The sequence below is a fragment of the Clostridium pasteurianum DSM 525 = ATCC 6013 genome, assembly GCF_000807255.1.
Taxonomy (GTDB): domain Bacteria; phylum Bacillota; class Clostridia; order Clostridiales; family Clostridiaceae; genus Clostridium_I; species Clostridium_I pasteurianum.
The window spans coordinates 3,422,234-3,443,963 of the sequence record NZ_CP009268.1 but is presented as its reverse complement, the minus strand read 5'-3'; the positions used below and the strand labels follow the sequence as shown (position 1 = coordinate 3,443,963).

Annotated in this window: 17 protein-coding genes and 1 pseudogene; 17 read left to right on the top strand and 1 reads right to left on the bottom strand. The window is 31.5% G+C overall.

The window, feature by feature from the left end; genetic code table 11:
* The first annotated feature begins 12 nt into the window (after positions 1-12).
* From CLPA_RS15520 to CLPA_RS15450, 15 genes and pseudogenes are all read left to right on the top strand, one after another.
* A complete protein-coding gene (locus tag CLPA_RS15520) occupies positions 13-1,032 on the top strand; it encodes a LacI family DNA-binding transcriptional regulator (RefSeq protein ID WP_003446664.1) in 1,020 nt (339 codons plus the stop codon).
* A 205-nt stretch (positions 1,033-1,237) separates the two neighbouring features.
* Entirely contained in the window at positions 1,238-2,485 is a 1,248-nt protein-coding gene (locus CLPA_RS15515; RefSeq protein ID WP_003446662.1) for an ABC transporter substrate-binding protein, read from the top strand.
* A gap of 67 nt (positions 2,486-2,552) precedes the next feature.
* Positions 2,553-3,416, top strand: coding sequence for a carbohydrate ABC transporter permease (locus CLPA_RS15510; RefSeq protein ID WP_003446660.1), 864 nt, complete (start codon positions 2,553-2,555; stop codon positions 3,414-3,416).
* Positions 3,413-4,237 carry a carbohydrate ABC transporter permease gene (locus CLPA_RS15505; RefSeq protein WP_003446659.1) on the top strand — a complete coding sequence of 275 codons (825 nt, stop codon included), beginning with the start codon at positions 3,413-3,415 and terminating at the stop codon, positions 4,235-4,237. Before CLPA_RS15510 ends, CLPA_RS15505 begins: the two co-directional genes overlap by 4 nt.
* Positions 4,238-4,349: 112 nt before the next feature.
* Entirely contained in the window at positions 4,350-6,032 is a 1,683-nt protein-coding gene (locus tag CLPA_RS15500) for a glycoside hydrolase family 13 protein (RefSeq protein WP_003446658.1), read from the top strand.
* A 45-nt stretch (positions 6,033-6,077) separates the two neighbouring features.
* Positions 6,078-6,602 (top strand): glycosyltransferase, encoded by a 525-nt coding sequence (locus CLPA_RS15495; RefSeq protein WP_003446657.1) that lies wholly within the window; start codon positions 6,078-6,080, stop codon positions 6,600-6,602.
* Between the two features lie 209 nt (positions 6,603-6,811).
* Positions 6,812-7,762 carry an ROK family protein gene (locus CLPA_RS15490; protein WP_003446656.1) on the top strand — a complete coding sequence of 317 codons (951 nt, stop codon included), beginning with the start codon at positions 6,812-6,814 and terminating at the stop codon, positions 7,760-7,762.
* A gap of 466 nt (positions 7,763-8,228) precedes the next feature.
* Positions 8,229-8,648 (top strand): PTS sugar transporter subunit IIA, encoded by a 420-nt coding sequence (locus CLPA_RS15485; protein ID WP_003446655.1) that lies wholly within the window; start codon positions 8,229-8,231, stop codon positions 8,646-8,648.
* Positions 8,649-8,673: 25 nt separating this feature from the next.
* Positions 8,674-9,174, top strand: coding sequence for a PTS sugar transporter subunit IIB (locus CLPA_RS15480; RefSeq protein ID WP_003446654.1), 501 nt, complete (start codon positions 8,674-8,676; stop codon positions 9,172-9,174).
* A 25-nt stretch (positions 9,175-9,199) separates the two neighbouring features.
* Positions 9,200-10,006, top strand: a complete 807-nt coding sequence (locus CLPA_RS15475; RefSeq protein WP_003446653.1) for a PTS mannose/fructose/sorbose/N-acetylgalactosamine transporter subunit IIC — start codon at positions 9,200-9,202, stop codon at positions 10,004-10,006.
* Positions 9,999-10,826 carry a PTS system mannose/fructose/sorbose family transporter subunit IID gene (locus CLPA_RS15470; protein ID WP_003446652.1) on the top strand — a complete coding sequence of 276 codons (828 nt, stop codon included), beginning with the start codon at positions 9,999-10,001 and terminating at the stop codon, positions 10,824-10,826. Before CLPA_RS15475 ends, CLPA_RS15470 begins: the two co-directional genes overlap by 8 nt.
* A gap of 27 nt (positions 10,827-10,853) precedes the next feature.
* Positions 10,854-12,533: a glycoside hydrolase family 13 protein gene (locus tag CLPA_RS15465; RefSeq protein ID WP_003446650.1), complete on the top strand. Its 1,680-nt coding sequence runs from the start codon at positions 10,854-10,856 to the stop codon at positions 12,531-12,533.
* Positions 12,534-12,713: 180 nt separating this feature from the next.
* Positions 12,714-15,416, top strand: coding sequence for a sigma 54-interacting transcriptional regulator (locus tag CLPA_RS15460; protein ID WP_003446648.1), 2,703 nt, complete (start codon positions 12,714-12,716; stop codon positions 15,414-15,416).
* A 17-nt stretch (positions 15,417-15,433) separates the two neighbouring features.
* Positions 15,434-15,793 (top strand): annotated as a pseudogene (locus tag CLPA_RS15455) (6-phosphofructokinase); the annotation flags it as partial.
* 289 nt (positions 15,794-16,082) lie between these two features.
* Positions 16,083-18,470 (top strand): glycoside hydrolase family 31 protein, encoded by a 2,388-nt coding sequence (locus CLPA_RS15450; protein WP_003446644.1) that lies wholly within the window; start codon positions 16,083-16,085, stop codon positions 18,468-18,470.
* A 78-nt stretch (positions 18,471-18,548) separates the two neighbouring features.
* Here CLPA_RS15450 and CLPA_RS15445 read toward each other — a convergent pair whose 3' ends face one another.
* Positions 18,549-18,899 (bottom strand): winged helix-turn-helix transcriptional regulator, encoded by a 351-nt coding sequence (locus CLPA_RS15445; protein WP_003446643.1) that lies wholly within the window; start codon positions 18,897-18,899, stop codon positions 18,549-18,551.
* 112 nt (positions 18,900-19,011) lie between these two features.
* Between CLPA_RS15445 and CLPA_RS15440 the strand changes: the two genes are divergently transcribed.
* The gene (locus CLPA_RS15440) at positions 19,012-19,665 is read left to right on the top strand and encodes a flavodoxin family protein (RefSeq protein WP_003446641.1); all 654 of its coding nucleotides are present in this window, start codon (positions 19,012-19,014) and stop codon (positions 19,663-19,665) included.
* A 37-nt stretch (positions 19,666-19,702) separates the two neighbouring features.
* Complete coding sequence (locus CLPA_RS15435; RefSeq protein WP_003446639.1) at positions 19,703-21,658, top strand: FUSC family protein; 1,956 nt, start codon at positions 19,703-19,705, stop codon at positions 21,656-21,658.
* The last annotated feature ends 72 nt before the right edge of the window (positions 21,659-21,730 follow it).

The window sequence follows — 21,730 nt, the reverse complement described above, 5'->3', positions numbered from 1 at the left end:
GCGGTGAGATAAATGAAATTTACAGTTAAAAATCCCACAATTAAAGATGTAGCAAAACAATCAGAAGTATCTGTGGCTACTGTTTCCAGAATATTAAATGACCTAGGAGGATATTCGGAAGATACTAGAAAACGAGTAATTCAGGTTATTGATGAAATAGGTTATCGAAGAAATGATATTGCTAGAAACTTAAAGATCAAGAGCAGCAATACTATTGCTGTATTAATGCCTAAGGTAGGCACTAACTTCTATACAGAAATTTTAAATGGTATACAGGATTCAGCTCATAATAGTGGCTATAGCGTAATAATATGTAATGTGGGAGATAATGGAGACAGAACCGAAGAATATATAAAGATAATGATAGAAAGACAAGTAGATGGAATAATTGTATGCAGTCTGCCCCCTGAAAAGAGTTTAATAGAAAATATAGTAAGAGTTAATATACCAGTTGTTCTTATTTCTACAATGTACAGTGGTTACTCTATACCATATATTAAAGTTGATGATTATAAAGCCTCCTATGCAGCAGTTGAATATTTGATCAAGATGGGACATAGAGATATAGCCATGCTGGGAGGGAATCCATTAGATCCTATAGCAGGTATTCCACGTTTGCAGGCATTTATAGATGCATTGAGGAACAACAAACTTAAGGTAAAAGAAAATCTTATAAAGCATAACGGATTTTCTTTTAAGGATGGCATTACAAGTATGGAACAATTACTAAAAGAAAAAGAAAAATTTACAGCAATTTTTGCTTCCTGCGACGAAATTGCCATAGGAGCTATATCAGTAGCTCATAAGACAGGGCTAAAAATACCAGAAGATATATCTATTATAGGATATGATGGTACACAAATAGGAGAGATGTGCTATCCACCGTTGACTACATTAGTTCAGCCTTTTTATGACATGGGGGAAAAAGCGGTTAAGATACTTGAGAAAAAAATAAGTTCATCTGACAATGTCGAAAGTTTAATTATGCCATTTAAAATAGCTGAGAGAAATACGGTAAAAAGTATAGTATAATTTTTTATACCATACGTAAACGATTAACTAGAACTATATGAATTTTGAGTTAATGAATAGGTATTGGCAATAAAACATATATAAATTTTATATGTTTTACGTAAACGATTAACATGATTTTATGCAGTATCAATATAGTCTGCTTATAAATTTCAATTTAATATATAAGATTCATTGATTATATAAAAATATGAGGAGGGTAAAAATGAAAGAGAAATTAAAATTATTAGTAACTTTAGGTATAACTTTAGTGATGAGTTCAACATTATTAGTGGGATGTAATACAGATTCTGCTGATAAGGATAAAGTACAACTGGAAGTGTTCTCTACTAAACCTGAAAATAAAAATATTCTTCAATCAATGATTACTGATTTTAACAAACAAAACCCTGATATCAATGTAACACTTTCTGCACCTGCAGATGCAGGAACTGTTTTAAAGGCAAGGCTTACCAAAGATGATGTTCCTGATATTATGAGTTTAGGTGGAGATGCTGTAAACTATGCACCCCTTGTAGATGCTGATATGCTTTCCAATTTAACTAATGAAAGTTTTACAAAGAATATAGATAAAGCTTATCTTGAAATGATGAATCAATTAAAGGAAAAGCCAGATGGTAAGGTTTATGCTATACCTTATGCTACAAATGCATGTGGAATTATATACAATAAAGATTTATTTACAAAATTAGGATTAGAAGTTCCTACAACCTGGGATGAACTTATAGCTGTATGTAATAAAATTAAAGCTAGTGGAGGAACATCATTTTATTTGACTTTAAAAGATTCATGGACGGGAATGCCCTATTGGAATGCTTTAACCAGTAATTTGCAGCCTAAAAATTTTTTGAAAGATAGGAAGGCTGAAAAAACTACTTTTTCTGCTACTCATGGTGAAATAGTAGATAAGATGATGCAAATAGGAAATAATGCCGAAAAGGATATTTTAGGTGTATCTTATGATGATGGTAATGCGGCTTTTTCACAAGGTAAAGCTTTTATGTATATACAGGGAAACTGGGCAATCAGCGAAATCAAAAAGGGAAATCCCAAAATAAATTTAGGTATGTTCATGCTGCCAGCTAGTAGTGATGCAAGTAAAAACAGTGTACTTTCTGGAGTTGATGTAGCCTTTGCCATATCAAAGGATTCACCTCATCAGGTCGAAGCAAAAAAATTTATATCCTACATGATTGAAAAAGAAAATGTACAAAAATATATAAAAGATCAATTTGCTTTTTCAGCAGTTAAAGGTGTAGAACAAAAAGATCCAAGTGTTTCAGAAATTCAGCACAGTTTAACTGAAGGTAAAATTATAGGATTCTCTGATCACTATTATCCAGCAGCTTTTGATACAGCAAGTTTAATACAAGGACTATATACTAAGAAAAATAAAGCTGAATTTCTAAAAAAACTGGATGTAGAATATCATAAGGCAAATAACAGAAGGTGATTTAAGTATACAGGGTAATGTAAATTTTTAAAATAATGTAAATTTTAACAATAGGAAGGTGAAAGAATTGAAAAGTAAAAAGGCTTTTTATGTAATGGTTATACCTGCGGTCATATTGTTTTTTATATTTCACACCATGGCACTTTTAAAAGGTATATTTTATAGCTTTACTAATTACAAGGGATTTGGAAGCTGGGATTTTGTAGGTATTAAAAACTATATTGCAGTATTTCAAGACAGTAATATCTTTAATGCATATATGTTTACTTTTAAATTTGCAATTTTAACTACCATTATAGTAAATGTAGCTAGTCTTTTAATAGCTGTAGGATTGAACTCAAAAATTAAATTTAAAAATACTTTGAAAGCTGTATATTTTATTCCCAATATACTGGGAGCTTTAATAGTAGCTTTTATATTCAATTTTGTATTTGCACATATAGTACCTAATATAGGACAATCTTTAAATATGGCAGCACTTAGTAAGAATATACTGGGAGATGAAAACCTTGCATGGCTTGGAATAGTATTTGTAGCTGCTTGGCAGGCTATTGCCTTCAATACAATAATATATATATCAGGGCTTCAAACTATTGATAATGAAGTATATGAAGCTTGTGAAATAGATGGTGCCAATAACTGGCATAAATTTAAAGATATAATATTTCCCCTTATAGCCCCATTTTTTACTATAAATATGGTTTTGTGTATGAAGAATTTCTTAATGGTATTTGACCAAGTAATGGCAATGACTGGTGGGGGACCAGGGGGAGCCACTCAATCTATATCTTTTGTCATATATAATGGCGGATTTAATCAGGGAAGCTTTGCTTATCAATCTGCTAATGCTGTTATTTATTTCATTGTTATTGTAGCTATATCTTTGTTTCAGCTTAGAATTCTTGAAAAAAGGGAGGAAAAAGTATTATGAAGAAAAAAGGTGCAAATTGGATTACAACTATAATACTAGCAATTGTTGCCTTAGTTACTATAATATTGCCATTGTACATTACTGTTTTAATAGCTATAAAGTCGCCAGAGCAAATGATCCCAAATGCTTTATCTTTTCCAAAAACACTGCACTTTGAAAACTTTTCCAAAGCTATTGAAATGACAAATTTCTTTGGAGCATTTAAAAACAGTTTCATAATAACAGTTTTCGTATTAATTTTAACTATACTTTCAAATTCTCTAGTTGCCTACGCTATAGCTAGGAATAGAGATAAGAAATTTTTTAGCGGTCTATACTATTATTTTGTAAGTGCTATGTTTGTACCATTTCCAATAATAATGCTTCCTCTTGTTAAACAGGTAAGCAGTGTTCACATGGACAATATATTTGGTATTATATTTGTATATGCTGTATTTGGATTACCATTTAATATATTCCTATACACCGGCTATATTAAATCTATTCCTAAGTCCCTAGAAGAAGCAGCAATAATAGATGGAGCAACTACATTTCAAGTATTTAGACATGTTATATTTCCACTATTAAAACCTATAAATGCAACAGTTGCAATAACCACTTGTTTATGGACATGGAATGACTTCTTGATGCCACTTATACTTTTAAGCGACTCAAAGATGGCAACATTACCTTTAGTTCAATATGTATTTAAATCACAATTTGCTACTAACTATAATTTGGCATTTGCTTCTTATTTATTAGCTTTGCTGCCGCTTCTTATAGTTTATATATTTGCACAGAGATGGATTAGAGATGGTATTACTACAGGAGCTGTAAAATAATAAAGTTATCTGTTTAATATGTATATATAGGATTAAAAAGGAGATTTAAAATTTAATATTAATAAATTAAAAATAAATATATTATTTAATTATGTGAAAGGGGATTAATATAATGAACAAAAATTGGTGGAAAGAGGGAGTAGTTTATCAGATATACCCAAGGAGTTTTAAAGATTCCAATGGAGACGGTATAGGAGATTTAAGAGGTATTATTGAAAAATTAGATTATCTAAAGAATTTAGGAGTAAATATTATATGGTTGTGTCCTGTTTATAAATCACCTAATGACGACAATGGATATGATATAAGTGATTATAGAGATATAATGGATGAGTTTGGTACAAAAGAAGATTTCAATGAATTACTTAAAGAGATGCATTCAAGAGATATAAAACTGATAATGGATTTAGTAGTAAATCATACTTCTGATGAGCACAAATGGTTTGTGGAAAGTAAAAAATCTAAAGATAACCAGTATAGAGATTATTATATTTGGAGAGATGGAAAGGATGGTAATCCACCAAACAACTGGGGGTCATTTTTCAGTGGTTCGGCTTGGAAGTATGATGAAACTTCAGATCAATACTATTTACATCTATTTTCTACAAAACAGCCTGATTTAAATTGGGAAAATGAAAAGGTGAGAAAAGAAGTATATGACATGATGAAGTTTTGGTTGGATCAAGGCATAGATGGTTTTAGAATGGATGTTATAAACTTGATTTCAAAGGTTCCAGGACTACCTGACGGTGATAAGGGTGAGGATGATTTGTATGGAAATGGTTTTCCTTTTACTGCTAATGGACCAAGGGTACATGAATATTTACAGGAGATGAATAAGAAAGTACTTAGTAAATATGATATTATGACTGTAGGAGAAACTCCAGGGGTTACTCCTGAGATAGGTAAACTCTATGTGGATAATGATAGAAATGAATTAAATATGGTGTTTCAATTTGAAATGATGGAAATAGATTCAGGAGAGGAAGGTAAATGGGACATTGTTCCATGGAGACTTACAACTTTTAAAAATATAATGTATAAATGGTATACAGGTTTAAAAGAAAAGGGATGGAATTCTTTATTTTTAAATAATCATGACCAGCCAAGGATGGTATCTCGTTTTGGTAATGATAAAAAATATAGAGTGGAGTCTGCTAAAATGCTGGCTACTTTTTTACACACCTGGCAGGGAACTCCTTATATATACCAAGGAGAAGAAATTGGCATGACTAATGTAGAATTTAAAAATATAGAAGACTATAGAGATATAGAAATTATAAATATGTTTAAAGAAAAATCTGAACAGGGAATAGATAAAGATGTACTAATGAAAGCTATATATGCAAAGGGCAGAGATAATGCAAGAACTCCAATTCAATGGGATTCATCAAATAACGCAGGATTTACTAGCGGAGAACCTTGGATAGCTGTAAATCCAAATTATAAAGAAATAAATGTAGAGAAGGCATTAGAAGATAAAAATTCTATATTCTATTATTACCAAAAGTTAATTAAATTGAGAAAAGAAAATGAAATAATAGTATATGGAGATTTGGAACTAATAGATAGAGAAAATGAGAGTATATTTGCCTATGCTAGAAACTATAATGATGAAAAACTCATTGTCATACTTAATTTTTATGGGGAAAATACTAAATTTAAGTTTCATGAAGATTTTCAAGATAAGAAAGTTAATCTGTTAATTAGTAATTATGAGGTAGAGGACAACAATATAAATGATATAATATTAAGGCCTTATGAAGCAAGAGTGTACAAGATTAATTCTAAATAGTAATAGTGGGAAAACACGAAGTAAAAAGCAAAGTATAAAGTTCAAATGGGGGAAAGTGCTAACAGTATAGGAAAATCACTAAATTATGTTGGATTTATAGAAAACAATGACTATTATAGTAAAATGATTTTTCCTTTATTGAATAAATCAATTCATGAAAAAGCACAATTTAAATCGCCACAGGAAAAAGCAAATTTTTATCATTCGGCAAAGGTGACACTATTACCTATCCAATGTGAAGAGTCTTTTGGGTTTACATTAGTGGAATCTATGGCTGCTGGAACACCTGTTATAGCTTATGCTAAGGGTGCTATACCAGAAATCATAAAAGATGGAGAAACAGGTTTTATTGTCAATGCATCAAAAGATGATATACGTGGCAATTGGATTACAAAAGCTTATGGTCTAGAAGGACTCTGTGAAGCAATTGAAATACTTTATAATATGCCCCAAATAAAGTATTTAGAAATGAGAAAAAATTGCGTTAAACATGTAAATGATAATTTTACAGCTTCTCGTATGACCGATCAGTATGAAGCTCTATATGCTGAATTAATTTCACAAAATTAACAAATAGCATCAAATTAATTATATATTTGTAGTATATTATAAATAATTTATAAATTATTTTAAAAATCCACTAAAATAATTTATTTTTTTAAAATTCTATTTTAAACTAATGCTATTATAATGTATAGTAGATTATATGAGATTAGTATATCTTTAATTTTTATTTTATAGATGCTTAAGAAAATATCAGGTATTGGAGTGAAAAATCAATGTCAAAGGAATATGTTATAGGAATAGATTTAGGAGGAACAAAAATCAGCGGAGCACTATCTGATGTAGATGGAAACGTATTAAGTCAATATACAATATCTACTAATGCCTTTGAAGGTGAAGAAGTTGTACTTAAAAGAATAATTAGTGTTATTGAAAAAGTATTAAGCGATGGAGAAAAAGTTCCAGAAGATATTAAGACTATAGGGATAGGTTCACCGGGACCACTGGATGCACAAAAGGGAATAATAATAACTACACCAAATCTTCCCTTTAAAAATTTTAAGCTGGTAGATCCTATAAAAGAAAAATTTAAAATACCAACCTATCTTGATAACGATGCCAACGTTGGAGCTATAGGAGAGTTTGTATTTGGTGCAGGTCAGGGAACAAAAAATATGATTTACATTACTGTAAGTACTGGAGTAGGGGGAGGAGCTATTCTAAATGGACAAATATATAGAGGAAATACCTGTAATGCCCTTGAAATGGGACATATGACTGTTGAGAAAGATGGTCCTCAGTGTAATTGTGGAAATTATGGATGTGTAGAAGCACTAGCTTCGGGAACAGCCATAGGAAGAATTGCAAAGGAAGCAATTTTACGAGGAGAAGATACTATACTGAAAAGCTATGAAAATGTAACTTCCTATGAAGTGTTTCAAGCAGCTAAACAAGGAGACGCGGTGGCTTCTAGAATTTTAGATACAAGCCTTAACTATTTGGGAATATGTGTTGCCAATATGATAACGATATTTGATCCTGAAATGGTTATTATAGGAGGAGGAGTTTCAAAGGGTGGAGACATTGTATTTGATAAGGTAAAAGAAGTAGTAAATACAAGATGTTTTAAAGCCATGGCAGAATCCTGTAGGATTGTTCCTGCAGGACTTGGAACAGATGCAGGAGTAATGGGGGCTGTTGCTTTGGCGGTTATTGAGAGTAAATAATATTTGTTAAATCAATCAAATAAAAACAGCAATGATATTTAGATTTCATTGCTGTTTTTATTGCGTTATATAAAATATTCTATGTCATATTTTAAATTCAATACAAATGTGTCTAAGATAAAAGCTTAGACACAAACAAAAAGTGTCCAAAAAATTATTTTTAGTAATATTTCTTTGGACAGATTAAAGATTATAATTCTTTTAGTGTCTAAATACGAAATAAAAATATATAACATCAAATAAAAATCGCCATATTTAGAGGAATTTTTTAATGTCTAAAAATGTTGGCACGATACTTGCTTTATATAAAAGTGTAAGGTAAAAATCATTAAGGAAATATAAATGAATCTTATTTGATGAAGATTTATTTTAACTCAAAAAGTACCCAAAGATCTGTTGCTTATATCTTTAATGATAAGGTATTACAGCGACTAGTTATCATATAAAAGGAAAGGAGTATAAGAACGTGAAAAAGATATTAATTGCAACTCATGGAACTTTAGCTAGCGGTGCTAAAAGCACTATTGAACTTTTAGTAGGTAATATGGCAGATATTACATGCATTAATGCCTATGTAGAAGGAGGTGAGGATGTACCAGAAAGTATTACAAGGTTTTTCGACAGTGTGAAGCCAGAAGAAGTAGTATTTGTATTTACAGATATTTTAGGGGGGAGTGTCAATCAAAAGATTACAGCTTATGCATCTAAGTTAAATGTATTTATAATTGCTGGTTTTAATCTTCCTGTTATATTGACAGTATTAATGGAAACAGAAAAAGTAACTAAAGAGAGACTTAAGGAGATTATCGAAGAAAGTCGAAGTCAAATGAATTTAGTGGAAGTTGATATAAATAATGAAAATGACGAAGATTTTTTGGAAGGTTAAATTAAATAAATTGGAGGTATGAAAAATGATAGCAGCATTAAGAGTAGATGATAGATTAATACACGGGCAGGTTGCTTTAGGATGGTCAAAGGAGTTAAAAATTCAAGGAATTGTCGTTGCAAACGATGCAGCTGCAAAAGATGAAATGCAGAAAATGACATTAAAGATGGCAGCACCAAATAGCATTAAAGTACTTATAAAGTCAGTTGAGGATGCTATTGGTGTAGTTAACAACCCTAAAGCAGCTAAGATGCGTATCTTATTGATAACAAGAAATATTAAAGATGCTTTGAAGATTTGTGAAAGTGTAGAAAAAATAGAATATGTAAATATAGGTAATGTAGGAAGATTTGATGGAATTGATGTGTCTGAGAAAACAACATTAAGTCCAACAGTTATGCTTACAAAGGATGAAATCGATTCTCTTAAAAAAATTATTGAAATTGATCCAAACACTAGTTTACAGGCTGTTCCTTCTGATGAGAAAAAACCAATGAAAGATATAATTCGAAAGATAAATTTATAAGATTCAATAAAAGGAGGAATTAATTATGTTAGTACAGGCGACTTTGGTTGCACTAGCAGTTTTTATATGCGTTGGCGGTGCTGAATTAATAGGTCTTTCCATGCTTAATAGGCCAATTGTTATAGGCCCTTTAGTGGGCCTGCTGCTTGGAGACTTGCATACAGGTGTTTTGATAGGTGCAGCCCTTGAGGCAGTATTTATGGGAATAGTTAATATTGGGGGAGCACAGGCTGCTGAACCTGGTATTGCTACTGCAGTAGGTACAGCTTTTGCTATTACGGTAGGAGGAGGATCTCAGGTTGCTTTAACTTTAGCTATTCCAATTGGAATTTTGGGACTTCAAGTTAAAAATCTCTTATACATTTTTTTAGTAGGTTTTTTTGCACCAGTTTTTGATAAGCTTGCAGTAAAAGGAGAAGAACGCAAAATAATCACCTTACATTTTGGACTTTGGGCTGTTAACTGGTTTTTATACTCATTAGTTGCTTTCTTTGGTATACTTGTAGGTTCTGATGCAGTTCAAGCTTTGTTAAATGCAATACCACATTTTATATTAAATGGGTTGACAATCTGTGGTAATCTACTACCAGCTGTTGGTATGGCTATGTTATTAAGGCTTTTATGGAACAATAAAATAGCAGTTTTCTTTTTCTTGGGATTTGTAGTGGTTGCATATTTAAAATTACCACTTGTTGCTCTTGCTGCACTAGGTATAATAGTTGCAATTGTTATTGCCTACAATGATTTTGAGATAAGCCAATTGGCTAAAGCTGGTGTTGGTGAAAACGTTCAAGTAACTGATAGTGAAGAGGAGGATTTTTTCGATGAGTAATCTAACTAAAGAAATTCCAAAAGAAGAAAGAGTGTTACTTAGAAAAATATTTTGGCGTTCATTTACTTTATATTCTTCTGTAAGCCCCGCTAAACAAGGCGGTTCAGGTTTTTGTTATTCAATGATGCCATTTATTAATAAACTTTATAATAATCCAGAGGATAAAAAAGAAGCATTATCACGTCATATGTCATATTTTAGTGCAACTATTCCAATGTCTACTTTTATAATGGGACTCACAGCTTCCATGGAAAAAGAAAACAGCATGCGTGAAGATTTTGATACTACATCTATTAATGCGGTAAAGTCTAGTTTAATGGGACCTCTTTCAGGTATTGGAGATTCTATTTTCTGGGGGGTTATAAGAGTTATTGCTGCTGGTGTTGCTGTTAGTATAGGCCAATCAGGAAATGTTCTTGCACCTATTATTTTTCTTCTTCTTTTTAATATTCCAGCGGTTGTAATAAAATACTATGGAACATTTTTAGGATATAGCTTAGGTGCAAAATATATAGAAAAATTATATGCCAGTGGATTAATTAATATATTAACTAAAGCAGCTAGTATTGTAGGTTTAATTATGGTAGGCGGTATGACTAGTCAGATGGTAAATTTTAAGACTACTGTTCAATTTAAAATGGGGGGTACCTCTGTACTTAACCTGCAAAACATGTTAGATCAAATATTTGTTGGGATTATACCTTTAGGACTAACACTACTTTGTTTCTATTTGATGAAAAATAAAAAAGTTAGTATTAATATTTTGTTAATTGCTATTATTATACTAGGAATTTTACTTTCTGCATTGGGAATTGCATAATTTAATTTTAAGATAAGGAGAATTGTTATGAGTAATTGGTGGAAAAAAGCAGTAGTTTATCAGATATATCCAAGAAGTTTTAAAGATTCAAATGGGGATGGATATGGAGATTTAAATGGTATAATAGAAAAATTAGATTATTTAAAGAAGTTAGGAATCGATGTTATATGGATCAGTCCTGTTTATGAGTCTCCTCAAGATGACAATGGTTATGATATCAGCGATTATAGAAAGATATATGAAAAATTTGGAACCAATGCCGATATGGAAAACTTAATAGAGGAAGCACACAATAGAGATATTAAAATAGTAATGGATTTAGTTGCAAATCATACTTCTGATGAACATTTTTGGTTTGAAGAGAGTAAAAAGTCAAAGGATAATCCATACAGTAACTATTATTTTTGGCTTGATCCTAAAGCAGATGGCAGTGAACCAAATAATTGGGGCTCAAGTTTCTGCGGATCAGCCTGGGAATATTCAAAGGAAAGAAATCAATACTACCTACATTATTATACAAAGAAGCAGCCGGATTTAAATTGGGAAAATCCTAAGGTTCGTCAGGAAGTTTATGATTTAATGAAATTTTGGATGGATAAAGGGGTAGATGGATGGCGTATGGATGTAATCGCATCTATATCAAAATACACAGATTTTCCAGATTATCCTGAAAGACCAGGAGAAAAATATATTAAAGGATTTATGCATGCCAACGGACCAAGACTTCACGAATATTTGAAGGAAATGAATAGAGAAGTATTGTCAAAATATGACTGTATGACTGTTGGAGAGGCACCAGGATCTGATTCAGAAAATGCTAGATTATTTGTAGATCCAGAGAGAAAAGAATTAAATATGATTATTACTTTTGAACATATGAATATTGACAGAATTCCAAATTCTCCAAATAAAAAATGGGCATTAAAAGATTTTGATCTAATAGAGTTAAAACGTATACTTTCCAATTGGCAGACTAAATTATTAAATTACGGATGGAATGCTCTTTACTTTGAAAATCATGATCAGCCAAGAATTATTTCACGATGGGGAAATGATACAAATTATCGTAAAGAGTGTGCAAAAGCTTTTGCTACTATACTGCATGGTATGCAGGGAACCCCTTACATTTATCAGGGTGAAGAAATTGGAATGGTAAATGCTCACTACAAACTTAAAGAATATGACGATGTTGAAATCCATAATGCCTATAAAGAGTTGGTAGAGAAAGATAAATCCATTTCTGAAGAGGACTTCATGGCAGCTGTATGGAATAAAAGCAGAGATAATGGAAGAACACCAATGCAGTGGGATAGCTCTGAAAATGCAGGATTTACCACTGGGAATCCATGGATTAAAGTGAATCCACGTTATACTGAAATCAATGTAGCAGAAGAACTAGAAGATGAGAATTCTATTTTTTATTATTATCAAAAGCTAATTAAACTGCGTCATGAAGAAGAAATTCTTACAGAAGGTAGTTTTAAACTATATCTTACTGAAGATCCTAGTCTATATGTATATGAAAGAGAATTTAAGGGCGAAAAGTGGCTTGTTGTAGGTAATTTTTCAGAAGAAGAGATAGAAATAGATTCTCTTAAACCTTATTTTTACGAAAAATGGGAAAGTGTTATAAATAACTATGGTGAAGTGCGTGATAATATGCCGTTAAGGCCTTATGAAGCATTTATAATTAAAAAGATTAAATAATAAAAAATATATAATATATAATAAGACCAAGGTAAAAATTATTTATGGTGAAATAAAATTTATTAAATTGATAAAATAAATTCTATATAATATCTATCAGAGAGAGTATTTTTGATTCAATGGATAAAGTAAATATTTGTTACAAAAAATTAGATTTATTAATAAAGGAGAATAAGCAATATGCAGGCAAAAGATAGGGTTTATGATATGATGAAAAAAATATGCCGGGAAAAGACAAAAATTAGTGCAGTAGAATTATCAAGAGAATTAAATTTGAGCCGCCAGGTAGTAAGTCATTATCTTAACCGTCTTCTTGAGGAAAAATTAGTACAAAAGACAAACTCAAGGCCCGTATATTGGAGTATTCCAGAGATTGAAAAAACTGAAGATGAAGAAATAATAGAACATAAGGAATTTATAGTAGAGAATACAAAAGGGAATATAAATATTCAAGATAACAGTGAAAAAAATAATTGTCAGTATGAAAAAGATGCTTTTAGTGATCTTATTGGATGTTATGGAAGTCAGAAGAAAATTGTGGAACAGTGCAGGGCGTCAGTTAATTACCCACCTAATGGTCTGCCAATACTTATTACAGGTGAAAGTGGTGTTGGAAAAAGCTTTCTTGCCAAGTTAATTTATCAATATGCTCTGGAACAAAAGGTGATTTATTCTAAAGCACCTTTTGTAGTGCTAAATTGTGCAGATTATGCAAATAATCCTGAACTATTGTCTGCTACATTACTTGGATATAAAAAAGGAAGTTTTACTGGTGCAAATAGTGATAAGGAAGGACTGTTAAGTGAAGCTGATGGTGGATATCTATTTTTGGATGAAATTCATAGACTATCTTATGCCAATCAAGAAAAGTTATTTCTATTTATGGATACTGGTAAATACAGGCAACTGGGAGATAACCAGTGGAAAAAGTCAAATGTTAGATTTATTTTTGCTACTACAGAACGTACTGAAGAGGTATTGCTTGAAACTTTCAGACGAAGGATTGCTGTTCATATTAATATAGATAGTATAATAAATCGTCCTTTTACAGAAAGACTGCAAATAGTTTACCTCTTTTATTATAAAGAATCAAAAAAAATAAAAAAAGATATCATAGTCGATTCACATGTGGTAGAAGCATTATGTTTTTCAAGACCTAAAGGCAATATAGGAACTCTGCAGAATATTGTTCAAACTAGCTGTGCTAATGCTTTTACAAGACAGATGGATGAAGTTGTATTAAGGATTACCTTAGAAGATATACCGGATATTTCAAATATATTTTTTAGTGTATCTAATAGAGATATAGCACCTCTTAAAATATTTTATGATAGAGAATTTGTTCAAATTAAAGATGAAAGTTTAGAGGCAAAACAAAAATTTATTGAATTTTTCAATCAAATTTCTGAGTTTTCCTATGAAAATGCCGAAGCAGCTAAACTGGAAATTTTCATTGAATTTAAAAAATTAATGAATTCTATTAAAGAATATTTGAACTTATTATTTTTAGATGAAAATATATTTGTGAGAGAAAGCTATATGCAAAAATTTGTGAAAATTATAAAACGTTATGGTATTCACTGTACTAGAGAATCTATGGAATTAATGTTATGTTTAGTGCTGATACTACAGGATGATATGATAATTAAACTGGATTTTAAAAGAGTAATAAATTTTTTAAAAGGTGTATCTCCGAGAGCTTATTACATAGCTATAAAGCTTAGAGAAGAATTGGGAACAATTGTAACTGGATTATCTAGATGTTTGGACATTATGAATACTATATTTTTTCAAGAGTATATTGAGGAAAATATAGAACTTCAAGGGTTAATTGTAGCTCATGGAAATACAACGGCCAGCAGTATTCAAGCTGTTGCAAATGAAAACTGCGGTACTTTTGTATTTGAATCTATTGATATGCCTATGGATATATCTTTAGCTGATACTATAAAAAAGGTTAACGATTATCTTGAAAAAATAGATACTAGAAAAGGTGTTATCCTATTAGTAGATATGGGCTCTTTAAATCAAATGTATTCTTCTATAAAGAATCATCTATCTGGAGATTTACTTATTATGAATAATGTAACTACTGCTATTGCTTTGGATATTGGAATAAAAATGATTCAAAACAATTCTTTTAAATATATTGCAGAGCAGGCAAAGAGTGCTTATAACATCAGTATTCAGTACTTTGAGGGAATTGCAAGAGGTAAAAATATAATTATTTCCTGTATGTCCGGACTTGGAATATCTGATAAGATAAAAGAGATTATATCTAGATTTGTTAATCATGAGACCATGGATATTGTAATAATGGACTATAAAAATTTAAAAAAATTAATTGAGGAGAATAACAAAGATAATTTTAAGCATACAAAATTAATAATTACAACTTCAAATTTACCTAATATTGCGACGATGAAATGGGTGAATGTTTACGATATTCTAGATGGAACTGGTGAAAAGTGTTTATGGGAAGCCCTAAAGGATGAAATAAATGAAGAGAAATTTGAAGATTTAAAAAGAGAATTTTTAAAATTTTTTTCATTGGAGGGAATAGCTAGCCGGCTGACATTTTTAAATCCCAATATTGTAGTAAATGAAGTGGAAAATGTTATTTATAGATATGAACAATATTATGACATGAAATTAGTCGGTTATATTAAATTAAATCTGTATATGCATATTGCTTTTATGATTGAACGATTAATGACATCAAATAATTATGAGCCAGAGGAAAAAGCGGAGTATACAGATAAAGAAAAAGAATTTTATGATGTTTCAAGAGATATTTTTAGTGATATAGAAAAAAGATATCATATTAAAATAAATAAATATGAATTATCATTAATGTATGAGTTGTTTAAAAATATTTTATAATGATTATTATCCTTTAGCTGTGTAAAACTATCCTTGAAGGAAAATTGAAAGGAAAAATGCATAGTCTGATTATAGTAGCAGAAGGAATTGGCGGATCAATTGAATTGGCAAAAAAAGTTCAAGATATTACGGGTATTGAAACAAGGACCACTATTTTAGGACATATTCAAAGAGGTGGAAGTCCATCCGCCTTTGATAGAATGCTTGTCTCAAGAATGGGTGTTAGAGCTGTAGAAGTTCTGATTGAAGGAAAGAAGACATCGAAAGTTATGAGTATAAGAGATAATAAAATAACTGATGATATAGATGAAGCCCTAGCAATGCCAAGAAAATTTGATGAAAGACTATATGAGATATCAGAGATACTTTCAAGATAGTTTTCATTAAAATATGAAACTTATTAAATGGATTTTAGAAATAATTCATTGCTTATATAAAAATTAGAAGGGTATAAATTGAACAATTGCTCAATTTATACCCTTTTAATTATGTGACAACTTTAATCTCATATAGTGAAAAAAATTAAATTGTAGAAAAAATTAAAAACAGCAATATTTGAGAATAAGTGAGCAATTCCTAGGTAGTAATTAAAATATTAATAGTATAAAATTATATATGTAAGTTTCATTGATTAATAGAATATAGCTGTTAAATAGGGGTGGGAAAATGTTTGGTAAAATAAGAGGATTTGAGCAAGTAGACAATAAGATTCATATTGAGTTTGAAAACCAAAATGTCATTGTGGAGATAATTTCGACTTCTATAATAAATTTCTTTTCTCCGCTAAAGAGGGAAGAGAGATTATCTAAAGCAATAGAAGATCTAAATGTTAAGCAATGCAATTTTTCAGTAGATAGTAAAAAAGATAAAATAACTATTGCCACAGATAAGTTAAACGTAAACATATTTGATGATTTCAAGGTGGATATTTACGATTATAACTGGAATATACTTTGTGAAGATTATAGAGGAGACAGAAAATCTTTTGTAAGAAGAGGTGCTGAAGGTGGCTGGGATGTAGCAGCAGAAGAGGGTCATGAACTTAAAGATGGTGACAATGAATTAAAGGTGCAAGTGCTTAAAAAGATGGAAAATGATATGTATTTTTATGGCTTTGGTGAAAAGACAGGACATTTAAATAAGAAGGGATACCATTACAAGATGTGGAATACAGATAATCCTAACCCACATGTGGAAAGCTTTGAAGCATTATATAAATCCATTCCATTTTTTATTGGTTTAAAAGAAAAACAGGCTTTTGGTATTTTCTTTGACAATACTTTTGAGTCTCATTTTGATATTGGAAAAGAAAATAGCGACTATTATTATTTTGGAGCTGTAGATGGAAATTTAGATTATTATTTTATATATGGTCCCTCTATGAAAGAAGTATTAAATAAATATACTGATTTGACAGGAAGAACACCACTGCCTCAGCTTTGGACACTTGGATATCAGCAGTGTAGATGGTCTTATGTGCCAGAACAAAGGCTAATGGAAATTGCAAAAGAGTTTAGAACGAGAGATATACCTTGTGATGCACTATATTTAGATATTGATTATATGGATGGATATAGAGTATTTACCTGGGACAATGATAAATTTCCAAATCCTAAGGAAACCTTATCTGAGTTAAAGCAGAATGGATTTAAAGTTGTAACAATTATTGATCCTGGTGTTAAAAAAGACAATGGTTATGAAATCTATGATGAAGGTATTAAAAATGGATATTTTGCTACAGATAAAGATAATATCCCCTATGTAAATAAAGTATGGCCGGGAGATGCTCTTTATCCTGATTTTCCAAATGAAAAAGTGAGAAATTGGTGGGCAGAAAATCAAAAGATAATTATGGATTATGGAGTTTCTGGTATATGGAATGATATGAATGAGCCCGCAAGTTTTAATGGGCCCCTTCCTGATGATGTGGTTTTTAATAATGATGGAATTATTACAGATCATAGAGAGATGCACAATGTTTTTGGACATTATATGTCAAAGGCAACCTATGAGGGAATCAAGAAATACACTAATAAAAGACCTTTTGTAATAACCAGAGCCTGCTATGCAGGGACGCAAAAATATTCTACAGTATGGACTGGTGATAATCAAAGCCTTTGGGAGCATTTGCGAATGTCTCTTCCAATGCTTATGAATTTAGGATTAAGCGGGATAACTTTTTGTGGTACAGATGTAGGTGGATTTGGTTTTGATTGCACTGCAGAACTTTTATCAAGATGGGTACAGGTTGGATGCTTTACCCCATTATTTAGAAATCATTCCTCGATTATGACAAGAGATCAGGAACCCTGGGCTTTTGATAAGCAAACAGAAGATATTAACAGAAAATATATTAAACTTAGATATAAATTGATTCCTTATCTTTATGATACCCTCTGGAAGCAAAAAAGCAGCGGACTTCCTGTAATTAGGGCCTTAATGCTTCACTACCAGGAAGATGAAAATACTTATGAAATAAATGATGAATTCCTGTGTGGTGAAAATATTCTTGTAGCCCCAGTTGTAGAGCAGGGAAAGACAGCCAGAATGGTATATTTACCAAAGGGAAATAATTGGGTGGATTACTGGACAAAGGAAGTTTTTCAAGGTGGGGAATATATTGTTAAGGAAGCACCTTTAGATTTATGCCCTATATATATAAAACAGGGAACAATTATACCTAGTTATCCTATACAGAATTATATAGGAGAAAAGAAAATAGAAGAACTTACTCTAGATATATATCCAGCAGCTAATGATAGGGAAATTAAGTATGTACATTATCAGGATGATGGAGAAAGCTTTGAATATAGAAAGGGAGTTTACAATCTATATGAGTTTTTAATAAAACGCAATGATGACTTAAATGGAATGACAATTAGAATAAATAAGGCTTATAGGGCCTATAGAGATAATTATCATAGCTTTAAATTTAAAATAAATAATATTAAACCTACAGAGGTTTTGGCAGATGGGAAGGTAATTGAATTCAAAATAGTTGAAGAAACAGTTGAGTTTGTAGTGGAGAGTGAAACAGAAATTTATATTAAATAGTATAGATTTTTTTAAAATAATATTAAATTTAATAGCTAAAGTATAAAACAATAAGAGGTTATAAATGGGAGGATCATCCTATTTATAACCTTTTATTTCATGTTGTTCAAAGTCTGCTTGTTCTTCGCCCCATTTTTTCAAAGCATCCAGAGCAGGAATTAATTTTTTGCCATGTTCTGTTAATCCATATTCTACGTGAGGCGGAATATTAGAATGCTGTATTCGCACAACCAGTCCATGGGATGCTAACTCCTGTAAAGAGCGTGTAAGCATGATGTTGGTGATGCCCCGTACTTGACGTTTTAGCTCATTATAGCGAATATTGCCAGGAGATAGTTTACATAAAATAGGTAGTTTCCATTTGCCGCTGATAATGTTTAGTGAATTAATAATTCTACAGGAACCATCATATAAGTTTTTAGTACTCATTGCTATCATTTCCTTAGGGCACAAAAATGTGCGTACTTTATATTTTGTATCTGCATGTTATACTAAGTTTAACAGATTAAAAGAAGAAAGTAAATAAATAGGAGGTATTTTAATGAAAGCGATAGCTGTTAATGGAAGTCCGCGAAAGGAGTGGAATACAGCCACCTTATTAAAGCGGACGTTAGATGGAGCAAAATCTGTGGGAGCAGAAACCGAGATGATAAATCTTTACAATTTAAATTATAAGGGATGTATCAGCTGTTTTGCCTGTAAACGAAAAGACAGTAAGTTCGTTGGTCACTGTGCTGTGCGTGATGATCTCACAGAGGTACTGGAGAAAGTAATCACCAGCGACGTACTGCTGCTAGGCTCACCAATCTATCTAGGCAATGTGACAGGGGAAATGAGCTCATTTTTAGAGCGTCTTATATTCATGAATATTTCGTATAGCAAGGAAGATTATAGCAATTTCCAGGGAAAAATAAATGCGGGCTTTATTTATACAATGAATGTGCCTCAAATAGCTGTAGATGCATCTGGCTATCAATATATATTTGATATGCATAAAAGATATATGCAGTTGCTCAATGGCACAAATGAATCTTTAATTGTTACAGATACCTATCAGTTTGACGATTATAACAAATATGACGCTTCTAGATATGATGAGCAACACAAAGCACAAATAAAAGCGGAACAATTTCCTATAGATTGTGAAAAAGCTTTCCAAATGGGAAAAAGATTAGCAACTTATTGTAAAATATAAAACCTTAATTGTGAAATGAAAGGAGCAGGGATCTAACTTGGAACAGAAATTGAACGGAATGAAAAAAGTGTGTTACACATGGTGCAAACGAGGGATTACAACTTTACCCTTTGTGATATTGGGAATGATTATGTTTGTAGTAGGTAATATGATTGGCGGAGCTGCAAATGCCATTATTGCTGTTGGATTGGTACTTTATGCAGGTACTATGATAAAATCTCGTTTGTCCATAAAATCATATTTGAGAAGTTATCTGGTTATGTTTATTTCAGGCATGCTTGGCACATTTGCCAGTATGAACTATGTATCCTGCATATTACTGAATTTTGTTGCTATGTTTGTATTTATATATGTATTTGAAGATGAAATTTTGCCTAAAAATTACTTTATCGTTGGAGGTATGTTTATCTTGGCGCAGATGATACCATACAAGTTCTCCATGATACCAGAGCGACTTATGACATTTGCCTTTAGTTTTGCAATGGTAAGTCTTTTTATATTTATAATAAAACAGAAGGTGAAAATTCCAACTAGCGATCGATTTGTTATACAGGGCTTTAGAGAACTTTCTAAGCAGCTTTGGGAATTTAAGGAGGACAATGCCACAGGGAGAAATCACAAGGAACTGTCTAAATTGTCGGTTGATTTTTCAAAGGAGATTTATAATGATGTAGCTAAGCAGTATGGTGTCTTAAATGAAGGTCAGACTTATTTGTTTCATGTGATGCTTTGCCTGGAACAGATTGAGCAGATTGCAAATCAGTCTAGATTTTATTACAAAAGCGAAGATGCAGTGTACTTTAGAGAATTGGGCGTAATATTTTCAAATGCAGCAGAAAATAATAATGAAAAAGATAATTTTAAGATTCTTTCAGAAAAACTGATGGATTTTTTGGAAACACACCACTTACAGCATATGAAGCTTGAAGAAGAGTTTAAAATCATAATAGAGCGTCTTGCAGATGAATTGTCTTACTGCAAGAAACTCCACAGTAAAAAAATAGATTCTGCAAAAGGAATAGACTTTAAATTGAACCAATTGAAAAAACATTTTAGCTTGCAATCTTGCAGGGGAAGATTCGCATTAAAGGCGGCTATTCTAAATGGCATAAGCTTTACAATTTCTTATAAGCTTCCCTTTTCCAGAAGTTTTTGGTTACCACTACTTGTTTATATGATTACTTGCGAGTTTCACCATGAGGAAACCAAAAGTGCATTGAATCGTGTGGGAGGAACAGCTGTGGGACTACTTGTATTCCTATCCATCACAGAATTTATTCCAAACCGTATCCGCCTTGTTTTGGTTTTATTTGTCAGTATATGGATGCTTTTGTCTAGTAGCAGCCAGTTTATAAGTATGGTGTTTGCAACTCAGATAGCAATTGTTAGTATGATGCCCTTTCAAATGAGTATGTGGAGAGCTCTGGGTATACGTCTGGTCATCGTAATTGCTTCCGCATTAATGGTATGGATTATCGGTAAAGTTCTGCTGCGGACTGAAAAGCACCATGCGCTAAGCTATAGGAAAAGAGAACTAATGGAAAGTTATCAGAATATAGCTGATGAATTGGAAAAAGTACTTTTAAAAGCTGAGAACAGTCAGTATGTTAATGAACTTCTGCTGGAGGTACAGCTTACCACTGATAGTATTCAAGGCCTTGCACAGGATCAACAGGTTATTGACAAGGAACCCATTGACAATATCATTCTTCCTAGCTGCAGGGCATTTCGCATAGAAATAATCCATGTATTTATGATATTCCATTTTTATGATATTCCAGATAGTGAAAGAGATCATTTTCTATCAGAGATTGGCGTTTTAAAAAGCATACTGCACTCAATCAAATCCCGCAATTATTCCGAAATTAAAAAGGAAGACGATGGTAGAACCTTGAATAACATCGATTTACATTTAAGCGATTCTATTAGACATATTAAGCAGATGGCTCAAGGAATTAATTTATTGAAAGTAAGCCATAAAAACTTGTCCTAAATAAGAAATACCGTACTGTAAGTCCAGTACTAACAACTTTAAGCAGCATTGAAGTTTTTGCAATGCTGCTTA